The sequence below is a fragment of the Methanogenium sp. MK-MG genome (assembly GCF_009914725.1).
Taxonomy (GTDB): domain Archaea; phylum Halobacteriota; class Methanomicrobia; order Methanomicrobiales; family Methanomicrobiaceae; genus Methanogenium.
Map to the genome: position 1 here is coordinate 1 of NZ_JAAAWJ010000062.1, position 11,468 is coordinate 11,468.

Here is an 11,468-nt window from a genome sequence, read left to right on the forward strand (position 1 = left end):
CGGGCAAGGTCAATGATATCGCCCGCCATCAGCCGCACCTCACTGTTCGCCTCACACGGTTTGTCATTCAGGTAGGTGCCACCGGTGCTTCCCCGGTCGGTAATATACCAGCCGTCAGTCTTTCTTCGTATTTCGGCGTGCGGCCGGGATATGCGGGTGACAAGGTCGAAATCACGGGAGACAACAATACTGGCATCGCCGGTGAGCGTTCCCGGCGGAACATACTGAATGGCAGATGGAGTATTCTCTGTCGTCAGGAGTCCCAGGCGTTTCTCCTCCCGGCCGATACGGGTTGTATCTTCAGAGAGCGGCAGGGTCTGTCCGTCCGCAGGCCCGCCGAGGACGAAGAGAACCGGGGTTTCCCCTGCATATTCACGGGAGACCATCCGCCGGGCTTCCTCCACCTTTGCTGCCAGCTCGCTTCCCCTGATATCGATATCCAGATTGGAGAATAACCCGAGGTTGCGGATGATCTCCTCGATGCCACCGGGCCGGGTGGTGTATTTCCAGACGGGAAGCGACCCGCGGGAGGTGGCCCGGCCGAACCCCGCCTCCTTGGTGATGATACCTGCGGTGAGCATCTTTTCGAGATGTTTTTTGGTATTCACATAGGAGGTGCCGATTCCGGTGGCAATCTCGCTGGCCTCCTTCGGGGTGTGCTCGATTATCTTGAGTATATGCAGGCGTACGGGATTTGAGAGTACATTGAGGTATTTGGAGAGGTCTTCATAGTAGTCCTGATCCTCGGTCATCATCAGCGTCTTTGCATTGGCATAATCTTCTGAATATGTCATGTCACTCACTTATCTTCCCGGAGTATCGCTTCGCCATGCACCATGACGACAATCAGGGTGATATTGTCAGTCGACGTTTTGGCAGCCTCATCCATGAGGAGTCGGGCCGCGTCTTCTGTATTTTGCGCCTCTCCTGCCGCAATCATCATCTCCCGTGATACATAGTCGTGCAGGCCGTCTGATGAGATGACCAGTGTGTCACCGGTGCAGAGGGGGTGGGCGGTGCAGTCGGCGATGAAATCACCCCCCAGCGAGTGGGTGATGATATTTTTCATCGGGTGGGAGGCAGCCTCTTCCTGTGTGATTAAACCCCTGTCCACCAAATCCTGTACAAAGGAGTGATCCTTTGTCAGCGGCAGAACCGTTCCCGTGCGTATGAGCGTGCAGCGGGAATCCCCCGTATTGCACAGAGTGACTGTCCCGTCCCCGAAACAGGCGGAGACAAGCGTCGTGCCCATGCCTGCACATCTTCCTGTGGCCTGTTTCAGGATGGCCTCGTGGGCGAGGGTATGGCCTCTTCTGAGTAACTCTGCTGTCGTTTCATGATCGCCTGCGATGATCTCCCCCTCCCGGACGGTCTCTTCGAATATGCGAATCGCAAGGCCGGATGCTACGTCACCTGCTTCATGGCCGCCTATCCCGTCGGCAACGGCACAGATTAGGCCCTCATCCATTGGGGCGGCGCACCAGGCATCCTCGTTAACCAGCCGCAGACCGGCAATGGAGCGGGTGCTGTATTCAAATCGTTCGTGAATTCCTGTGTCTGATCTCATCTGTCGACTCGTATTGACATGAGTATGGTCTTCACGGCATATAAATGTGGGAAATGGTATTGGTTGTATACTGGTCATATCCGGTAGATGATATTCGTGGATGGGGGGAACATGTTAGCTCATGCATCCGTGTCAGTATACAAAAATATATAGTTCATGTGTTTGTTTAACCGAAAAATAACGATAGATATGGGGTCGATTCGTTTTTCCTGCACAGAAAATTTGCAATTGCGGGATGAAATGGATAAAACGCCCCTAAATTGAATTATTTTGCCAAAATACGACCTAATCCTGAATATTCCGACAACCTGTTCTTCAATACGGCATTCAACGACACACACGGAAATAGGTCCAAATTGGAGTCATTTTTGCTATTTAGGCTCAAATCAGTGGATTCCTCCGCAACACATATATGGGGTTAACAAGAGAAGTACAGGTCCACCAAAATGTATCCTGGTTTTTCATCGTATGACAATCTATTCATCCAATCAGCAGCAGATCGCTGCAAAAATTGATCCCACCTCACAGGCCTCCCAATGGAAAGACTGGAACTGGCAGATTCGCCATGCTGTTAAAGACATCTCTACCGTTGAACATCTGTTGGGCATCCGGTTTTTGCCGGAAAAACGGGCACAGCTTGAGGAGACCGTTGCAACCTTCCCGCTCTGCATCACACCCTATTACCTCTCCCTTATCGAGGCAGACGATTATGAAAACGATCCCGTCTTCATGCAGGCCTTCCCGTCTGAGTCCGAACTCATCATCGAAGACTGTGACATGTCTGATCCCCTTGCTGAAGATACGGACAGCCCCGCTGCCTGCATCACCCACCGGTATCCCGACCGGGTGCTGTTCCTGGTGAGCAATCTCTGTGCCATGTACTGCCGCCATTGCACCCGAAAACGGAAGGTAGGAGATATCGACTCCATCCCCAACAAGGCGGCCATCCGCGAGGGTCTGGACTATATCGCCGGGCATCCTGCCGTAAGAGATGTCCTCCTCTCGGGAGGCGACCCTTTCATGCTGCCTGACGCGTATCTTGACTGGATTCTTACTGAACTGCGGGCCATTCCCCATGTTGAGGTGATCAGAATAGGCAGCCGTGTCCCGGTGGTTCTTCCCTACCGCATCACCGACGAGCTTGTCGGGATGCTCAAAAAACACCACCCCATCTACCTCAATACGCACTTCAATCACCCGCGGGAAATAACAGCTTCATCGAAAGAGGCACTCAGGAAACTCGCCGATGCGGGTATCCCCCTCGGCAACCAGACGGTGCTGCTTGCCGGTGTCAATGACTGCCCACGGATTATGAAGAGTCTTATGCATAAGCTCGTCCGGGAGAGGGTTCGCCCCTACTACCTCTACCAGTGCGACCTTTCTGAAGGGCTCGCTCACTTCCGCACTCCCGTTGGCAAAGGCATCGAAATAATCGAGAGCCTCATCGGCCATACGAGCGGGTTTGCTGTCCCGACCTATGTCATCGACGCCCCCGGCGGAGGCGGCAAGATTCCGGTGATGCCCAATTACATCATATCGTGGTCAACGAACAAGGTGGTGCTGCGGAACTATGAAGGGGTCATCTCCACCTATCGTGAACCGGATAACTATCAGCAGATCTACTGCGACCGAAACTGTGAGGCGTGCACGCTGCAGCTGAAACTGGATGACGCTAACGAGTCGAAAGGAATTGGAATCGAAAGACTGCTCTCCGACTACGATAAGACCTACATGTTGATTCCTCAGGATAACGAGCGGGTAGAAAGGCGCAATGAAGAGTGATACTGTCACCCGTCTGGGATCATCTGTTATACAGCACGGCCCCAGCAATGACCGTGTCTACCTGATGAAGCTCGTTTCCGAAGATACCGAGACCATCATACCGGCAATAGAGGCACTTGCAGAACAGTATCACTACTCTAAACTCTTTGCCAAAGTCCCGGCCTCTGCAAAAGACCGTTTTCTTGCAGCTGGCTACCGGGTTGAAGCCCATGTGCCCGGTATGTATGAAGGAATGGAGGATGGCTGGTTTCTTGCACGATACCCCGAACTCTTACGGGCAGACCCTGGCGAGGTGACGCCTCTTACCGATGATCTGCTCAGGGCCGCCATGTCACAGTCTGATGGCTGCCAAAATGGTGGTATTTCATCAGATTTTGTGATTGCAGAAGCAAAACAAGAGGATCTGCATGCGTTAGCCGCGCTGTATAAGGAAGTGTTTGAGACCTATCCGTTCCCCATCCACGACCCTGCCTATCTCCGGGAGACGATGGACGACAATATCCACTATTTTATCGTTCGGGCAGGGGGCAGGGTGGTGGCGGCCTCTTCAGCGGAGGTAGATTTGACTGGCAAAAATGTGGAGATGACGGACTTTGCGACGCATCCTGCATGCCGGGGAATGGGACTTTGCCCGGCCCTGCTGACAGCAATGGAGGAGGAGATGAGACGCTGCGGTATACGCACCTCTTTTACTATCGCGAGAGCGACCTTCTATCCAATCAACATCACCTTTGCCCGTGCCGGATACCGGTTCGGCGGAACACTGGTCAATAACACGAATATCTGCGGTGCCTTTGAGAGCATGAACGTGTGGTACCGGTCTCTTGACGGGGAAGTAACCCATCACAGGGACAGCTGAGAAGGGGATATCCGGGGAATACCATAGATACTGCCCTGGCCCCCGCATGATAGCCGGATACCAGTGATTCTCTTTTTTATTGTTTCTGTCTGCTGGTATTGCTATTTCCGGGATGGGTTACACGGTTGAATTCTGTGTATCCATCCCGTCATTCGAACACGCAAAGAAGTATGGAAACCATCGACATGGTTTGAAAAAAGTGGGGTCGGGTATTTCCCCGACCTTCAGGCAGGAATCGGTTTTAGTATTGGAGCGATGCCTTCAGACCAGATGTCGTACCGGGCAACCGGAACCCACCGGGATGCATCGCCATCTGCCTTTACCGACCAGAAACAGTAATGTGCGGTAGACCTATCCCCGGCAGCATCCAGATCCACCACTGAGCAGAAGGGGCCGCTTATTTTCGCTGTCATCTCTGTTAAAGCTCTTTTCAGCTCTGACACATCCGTCGAATCAGTCTGTGTCCGGGTCAGGGCTACAATCCAGAGTGCATCGTAGGATGCCAGACAGAAACCGTCGGGCTGTCGACCCAACCGATCCTGCATCTCCCGATAGGTGGTCTCATCGCTGGAAGTAAAGGTGGCGTCACAGAATGCCGGGCCGGTGAAATCTGTCTGCACCGCAAAACGGGCGGCATCACCGGGCATCGTCAATGAGCTGAGGAGGGTGTTGCTGTCACACCCATACCACCGAACCTGTGTGAGGTTCTTTGTCTCTGCTGCTGCTGTCATGATCGCTGCCGCCTCGCTGAAGGTGACCGCGTAGACGCCGACCCTCTCCTTTCCCTGTGCTGCGATGGCCCGACCGACCTTACGATCGAGCTCTGCAACCACATTGGTATAATCCTGCGAATTCGGTGTATACCTGACTCCGTCGAGGAAGGTGCCGCTACGTTTCCCGAACGCCGCTGCCGTCAGGTTCCGGAGTTCATCGCCCCAGATATCTCCACGCCAGACTGGCACGACTGCCGTCATCCCGTCCTCTTCCAGGTAATTTGCCATTGCATCTGCCTGGAAGGTGTCCGGCGACACGAACCGGAAGGCATTGTCGCCCTCGATTGCCAGCGACGGTGCCGTACTCAGGGTGCTGACGATGATGATCCCATGTTCATCGGCATACGTCCGGATCGCCTCCAGTTCAGCGCTGGAACCCGGCCCGATGACGACTTTGATCCCCTGCTTGTCAAACGCCTGAAACTTCTCAAGCGCGACGGCAGGGTCGGTCTGCGTGTCCTCAACGACCAGTCGTATCCGGTAGTCCGAGCCAATTGAAGCAAAGTAGTCGTTGATATCCACGGCAGCCTCCTCAAGGGCGACCCGGCTTGCCTCTGCAAAGTCTCTGGAAAGAGGCAGGAGTATTCCAACGGTGTTCTCCTGCACTCCGTCCTGTGCAACGGCAGTGGCCTCTGTTCCGGTACACCCGCAGCAGAAGACGACTGCTGCAAGAATGATGAGCATGATTGCTGATATCTTCCTTCTCATACGTTTTTTTCCCGGTTGAGGTAATATTCGTTATGTTTTTATATCAGAGTGCGCGGTGATCTGGTCGGACATGCTCTAAAATCCATTCGGAATCAATCGATTATTTATGGGGAAGATCCCGGATGAAACAATATTCGCCTTAATAAGGGTTGGTTTCCATCAATTTTCGGATTATGCGTGTATCGGACAAGACGAGTCCCTGAAAGATGACACCAGGCAGGCCATCTTAACTTACCTTCACGATGCAGGGATACGCCCTGTAAGGTTGCCCTATGGCAATCTGCCCGGTCATGAAAAATGGTATCATTTATACACCTTTTTCTCATCTTTAACAATTGCAGAGAGTATCAGCGGGAGCACTGAAATGATGAGGCCGACAAAAATCGTAACGTGGAAACCGGAAAGGAAGGTTGCGGAATCGAGATCAGCAAACGCCACCACACCGTCTGAGGCGGTTGCGAAGGTGAAGATCATTGCATAAAGTGCGGTTCCGATTACCCCGCCGAGGTAAATGGCGGTGATCATAAGTGAGGAACCGGTTCCTTCCTCACCTTTTGGAGCAGTTTCAATAATTCTGCTTGGGGCCGGGCCGGAAGCAATCCCAAAGACAGTCCCCATTAATATGAGCGCAATAATCAGAGGAATAGTCCCTGCTTCAGGCAGAATCACAGCATATATGGCATTAAAAGCGATTAAAAGCAGGCAGGCGGCGATAACAAACCACCTGCGGCCGTACATATCCGATAATCTGCCAAACGGGATGCTGATGATGCAGGTAATCAACGGGGGAATTAAGAGATACATACCACTCGTTGCCATGTCAAAATTCATTGCTGCAGAAAGATAGAACGGCAGAAGGTACATTACTCCCATGAATACGATGTTGATAAGCAGAAATGCCACTGTGACAGCAGAAAACTGCCATTTGCTGAAAATGCGTATATTGATGAATGGCGATGGTGTTGTCAGTTCCCTGATGACAAAGAGTGACAAACATATCACACAGAGTGTTGTGCTGACGAGAATCAGCGGATCCGTCATGCTGAGAACCGCAATTTCCTTGATTGCAAAGATGCCAAAGACCATTGCTCCAAACAGCGTGACCGCTCCGGTGTAGTCAAATGGGACTTTTTCTCCTGCCGGGGGGTCTTTTGGAATGACCTTGTGGACAAAGGGTATTCCGATGATTCCTATCGGGATGTTGATTAAGAAGATCCAGTGCCATGATAGATATTGGGTGAGGATTCCACCAATAGGGGGGCCTGCTGCAAAGCCAATTGAACTTGAGGCAGCGATGACTGCAAGGGCAACCCCGAGCATGTGTGGGGGGAGGTACCGAACACAGATAAGCGGCGCTACAGCAGCGATCATGGCTGCGCCGAGTCCCTGGATAACCCGGCCGGCAAGGAGGGTGTTCAAATCAGGGGAGATACCGCAGATGAAAGATGACAGGGTGAATATGATAAATCCACTGATGAAGATCTTTTTCATGAGGCCACGATCTGCGATCTTTCCAAAGACGAGGAGGAAACCTGCCAACATAAGGAGATAGGCAATGATGACCCAGGCAATTGTTCCGGCGTCTGTGTTGAAATCTGTGGCGATTTGGGGGAGGACAATGTTCACAATCGAGCCATCGAGTCCGTCCATAATTACCCCAAGAGAGACTGCCCCTAAGAGGAGTTTTTGGCGGTGGGGATCTGTTATTATCTGACTTATTTTGGAATCTGTCATACCATAACTGCCCTGGGATCTGTTGTTCCAGCCTGTTCCTGATGAAAATTGCACCGGGGATTTTTGGGTGTCCTGCGATCATCGGACGCAAAAGACTTCCAATTTTTACCGGGAATCTGAGGAAAATGTGTGGGGGTGTATATCGATGCTGAAGCCATATCTCACTCAACTTTTACTATTAGTTAAAAGTTTAAAAAGATATAAACCTGCTGAACCTGACCTGCATGTGCTATGGAAAAAAAGTAAAACGAAGACTACTTATCCCGCATTCTGGCGATCATGTCTCTCCATTCCTGAATTATTTTATCAAGTGTCTGCATATCATGGAGGTATATCCGGAGAATTTCGATCTTTTCCTTTTCCTCATCGCTCATATCATGAGATTTAAGATGGCTGATGATTGTCGGAATCTCGGCTTTTGCTGCTGTTGCTTCAACAGATCCCACTCTCTCCATTATCCGAAGAATGCTTGTCATCATGTCTTTTTCTGTATAATAGAAGACCTTTTTTGAACCGGCTTTTCTGACTCTGGTGATCCAGTTGTTCATTTCAAGCATTTTTGCCTTGTTGCTGACGGATGAAAGTGAGTATCTCGTCTCTTTTGCCAGATCTTCAAGGGAAATTTCCGTCGGGCTTACGAAAAGAAGAGCAAAGATCTTTACAGAGAGATCATCCATGCCATATGCCCTGCCGATTTTCTGATAGTACGAAACAAATGCATGGTCGCAGTCATCCATGTGTATCTGTTTGGCATGGGATTCATTTAGTAATTATGATAAATCCTGAAAAGAGGATCTCTGTTTACGATTCGAACTGAAAAACGCTTAATTTTGTCCGTATTCCTGTTCCTGACGGGATATGCAGTGAGGCACATTCTCTCTCGTGCCGGCACACCCAACGGGTGAATAAGACTACATCGTCTGACAGTGATACAACGCTCTGGAAGGCAGCTGGAGCCTTTATGCCGACGATCCTCACCCCTCTTGTCACCCCCCCCCATCTATGTGGGGGAAGCGACGATCACGGTCTCTGTACTCTACGGCCGGAAGGCGATTGCAGGTGGTTTTTAGTTGATGCCATTGGTGTCTTTGCCATAGTTTGTCTGGTGATCATTGCCTGCAATCTCGCCTCAGATGTCATCATGCGGGTTATGGGGACGCAGGGACTTGAGATTGTTGTCCTGGTGGAATAATCCTCCTCGGCATCGCAGTACAGATATTTGCAGAAGGGGCCGGGGATATGGTGGCCACATTTGTTCATTCCAATATGTCTGTGGGGATGTAACCCTGGATCCGGGATGTCTGTGGGAAAGACCATGTTCAGGCGGCAGAGACAGGTGAGTGATTATCAAATTAAGAGATATGGTCCGGTTTGGAGAGAACGGATCTGCAGAAGGGAAATGCAGGGTATTAGGTACTGTCACGTTGTGGTTTTTGAGGGGGATTTGTGGGCCGGAAAAATGCATAGTATCTGCCGGAAATTAGGCATCCCGGCAGCTTATTTCTGGCAGCAAAAGATATGTGTTGCAAATGACCGGTGACTGGTATCCGCTCACAACCGAAAAACAAAATATCTGATTTGAAATAAGAGAACGAGAGAATATCAGCAATCTGAATTCTCTACCACACTCTCGCCATACTGTCCCAGGCTGTAGTTTAAATCGTTATATTGCAGGGTCATCTTATTTCGCATAAACCGGTACGGTGTGCAGTTATCTGCTGATTGAGAGTCCGTAATGTCACCATCCGAGTCTCCGTAATAGACAGATACATGCTCTGCATTGATGAAAAGTGTCTTTGACGTGCCGTTGGTGAAGATTACTTTCGGATTCTCAATGCCGAATATTACCCCGATATAATCAGATATCCTCTCCTCCGGAGAACTGTGCTTCTTTGTGATGAATATTGCCGTGTCGCCCCGTTCCCTGTGCATCCGAACGACATCTATGGCTGCATTTTTTGGCATATAATAGCCCACGAACTCATTATTTATTGCGCTTATGAACTCTGGGTTCTGTTTGGGGGAATCCCCAAATACGTTCGTGCCATTCGGCCCATCAATATTTGTCATTCCGTAGTAATAGACCGAGTCAGTGTAGAATGTCGTACTGTCCAGATCCAGACCTGCGGTAATGGGGCCTTTATCCGCCAGACTCTCTGCAATCTCACCTACACTAACCGTAGTATATGACGTATCTGATGTTGCATTCGCTTTGCCATCATCAGCAGCAGTGCACCCGGCACTAAAAATCAACAGAACTGCCACTCCCAGGAGGATAGCTGCCCTCAGGGCAGTATTTTTGTACATATATATGCCTGGTGTGGTATACTGATTATATTTTTGATACCACTCTTCTGAAACGTGAATGCCACGGGCCCGTATGGACAAAAAAGAATTGCTTCTGTGTGTATACTCCCTCCTTCGTAATCACAACGCAGACACTCTGCCATTGATGAACCGTGACCGGAGAGGGAGGGGCCGGATTCAAACACCCCGCAGTCTCTGCGTGCCCCCGGAGTGTTTTCCAAACCTTCATTACGCTGTCAGGTTTATGTTCCACATGGATCAGGTCTCCTTCTTTGTTGCCTTCTTTGCGGCGCTTTTTGCCATTGCAAATCCCATCGGCAACATACCGTTCTTCATCATGTACACCGCCAATGCGACCAGCACACGCATACGCCAGGCCATCGCCATCCTGCTCGGCCCGATCATCTTTGCAACGATTCTGCTCTGCATGTTCTTCGGCTCTTCGGTGCTCTCCTTTTTTGGAATATCGCTTCCCGCCTTCCAGATTGCAGGCGCCATCATCCTGTTCACCATCGCCATGTCGATGATCAGCGGGACACATACCGAACGGGTGAATAAAGCCACATCATCTGACAGTGGTAAAACTCCCTGGCAGGCAGCCGAGGCCTTTATACCGACGATCCTCGTCCCCCTTGTCATCCCTATATATGTGGGGGCAGCGACGATCACAGTCTCCGTCCTTTACGGCCAGAAGGCGATTGCGGGTGGTTTTCTGATCGATGCCGTCGGCGTTGTTGCCATCATCTGCCTGATGATCATCGTCTGCAATCTTGCATCAGGCGTCATCATGCGGGTCCTGGGGCCACAGGGGCTTGAGATTGTGGTCCGGGTGTTCGGGATCATCCTTCTCGGCATCGCGGTCCAGATGTTTGCAGAAGGTGCCGGTGATATGGTGGCAAACTATATCCATTCCAATCTTTCCGTGAATTCGTAGTCGGCTTTGGTATGTCTGTGGTTGCGGCATCTTCGGGGTGAACGGTTACGCCTTTTTTTGTAAAGATGCTCTCCCGGACATTCCAGAAATATTTTCCCGTTTTCAGATTTCATCGCAAAAGCAGTGGATGAGAACAGTGTTCCGGACTGCAACATACTTTATGATGTGTGGTATCGGATAATTTACCATATGTCCAATAACGATACCAATACGATACCGTCAGAACTTCTGCTGCGCATCGAAGAGAAGCTGGCACTGCTCCATTCGATGCCGCCTCTTCCGGCGGATGTGATACGGAAACGGAATGAAGAGATGAAGCTGCTGCATACGTATCATTCCAATGCGATAGCCGGAAATACCCTCAGTCTCTCCGAGACAGAATTAATTGTAACCAAAGGCCTGACAATCGAAGGAAGATCACTTCAGGAGTATCTTGAAGCGACCAATACCGCAAAGGCCTTTGAACTGATGGAGAGACTGGCAACAGAGGAGGCACCAATAAGCCATGTGACCATCCGGAGTATTCATGAGGTTGTTACCACAGCAAATCCTGAAGATTCCGGGAAATACCGGAGGACAAATATCAGGGTCGTCGGCGCCGGAAAGGCCCACCCCAACTGGACGGAGGTGATGAAGCTGATGAATCAGCTGATCTCTAATGTGCAGAAGAGCAGACTGCATCCGATAGAGACTGCAGCCTTTTTCTATCACCGTTTTGTTGACATTCATCCGTTCACTGAGGGGAATGGCAGAGTTGCCCGCCTCCTTACCTGTCTGTATTTAATCGAACGAAATTATCCTGCA

Annotated in this window: 11 protein-coding genes; 5 read left to right on the plus strand and 6 right to left on the minus strand. The window is 50.7% G+C overall.

Translation table 11 applies throughout. The features are described 5' to 3' along the window. On the minus strand, nt 1-794 hold a 794-nt coding region (locus MKMG_RS08695; RefSeq protein WP_165077348.1), incomplete at its 3' end, for an FHA domain-containing protein. Between the two features lie 5 nt (nt 795-799). Beyond that, nucleotides 800-1,567: a PP2C family serine/threonine-protein phosphatase gene (locus tag MKMG_RS08700; protein WP_165077350.1), complete on the minus strand. Its 768-nt coding sequence runs from the start codon at nt 1,565-1,567 to the stop codon at nt 800-802. Between the two features lie 468 nt (nt 1,568-2,035). On the opposite strand from MKMG_RS08700, the gene ablA reads away from it, so the two are divergent. Further along, nucleotides 2,036-3,349, plus strand: a complete 1,314-nt coding sequence (gene ablA / locus MKMG_RS08705) for a lysine 2,3-aminomutase (protein ID WP_165077352.1) — start codon at nt 2,036-2,038, stop codon at nt 3,347-3,349. Next, on the plus strand, nt 3,339-4,208 hold the full coding sequence (gene ablB, locus MKMG_RS08710) for a putative beta-lysine N-acetyltransferase (RefSeq protein WP_165077354.1): 870 nt from the start codon (nt 3,339-3,341) through the stop codon (nt 4,206-4,208). Before ablA ends, ablB begins: the two co-directional genes overlap by 11 nt. 224 nt (nt 4,209-4,432) lie before the next feature. Here the strand turns inward: ablB and MKMG_RS08715 are convergent, their stop codons facing one another. The 3 genes from MKMG_RS08715 to MKMG_RS08725 all read right to left on the minus strand — a co-directional run bounded on the left by MKMG_RS08715 (nt 4,433) and on the right by MKMG_RS08725 (nt 8,160). Next, entirely contained in the window at nt 4,433-5,689 is a 1,257-nt protein-coding gene (locus MKMG_RS08715; protein WP_165077356.1) for an ABC transporter substrate-binding protein, read from the minus strand. Between the two features lie 303 nt (nt 5,690-5,992). Then, entirely contained in the window at nt 5,993-7,423 is a 1,431-nt protein-coding gene (locus tag MKMG_RS08720; protein WP_254059150.1) for an MFS transporter, read from the minus strand. A gap of 254 nt (nt 7,424-7,677) precedes the next feature. Then, nucleotides 7,678-8,160 carry a GbsR/MarR family transcriptional regulator gene (locus MKMG_RS08725; RefSeq protein WP_165077358.1) on the minus strand — a complete coding sequence of 161 codons (483 nt, stop codon included), beginning with the start codon at nt 8,158-8,160 and terminating at the stop codon, nt 7,678-7,680. A 224-nt stretch (nt 8,161-8,384) separates the two neighbouring features. Here MKMG_RS08725 and MKMG_RS08730 point away from each other — a divergent pair, with 224 nt between their 5' ends. After that, the gene (locus MKMG_RS08730) at nt 8,385-8,615 is read left to right on the plus strand and encodes a hypothetical protein (protein ID WP_165077360.1); all 231 of its coding nucleotides are present in this window, start codon (nt 8,385-8,387) and stop codon (nt 8,613-8,615) included. A gap of 410 nt (nt 8,616-9,025) precedes the next feature. Here the strand turns inward: MKMG_RS08730 and MKMG_RS08735 are convergent, their stop codons facing one another. After that, nucleotides 9,026-9,730 carry a hypothetical protein gene (locus MKMG_RS08735; protein WP_165077362.1) on the minus strand — a complete coding sequence of 235 codons (705 nt, stop codon included), beginning with the start codon at nt 9,728-9,730 and terminating at the stop codon, nt 9,026-9,028. 253 nt (nt 9,731-9,983) lie between these two features. Between MKMG_RS08735 and MKMG_RS08740 the strand changes: the two genes are divergently transcribed. Next, on the plus strand, nt 9,984-10,664 hold the full coding sequence (locus MKMG_RS08740) for a MarC family protein (protein ID WP_165077363.1): 681 nt from the start codon (nt 9,984-9,986) through the stop codon (nt 10,662-10,664). Between the two features lie 189 nt (nt 10,665-10,853). Beyond that, on the plus strand, nt 10,854-11,468 hold a 615-nt coding region (locus tag MKMG_RS08745; RefSeq protein WP_165077365.1), incomplete at its 3' end, for a Fic family protein.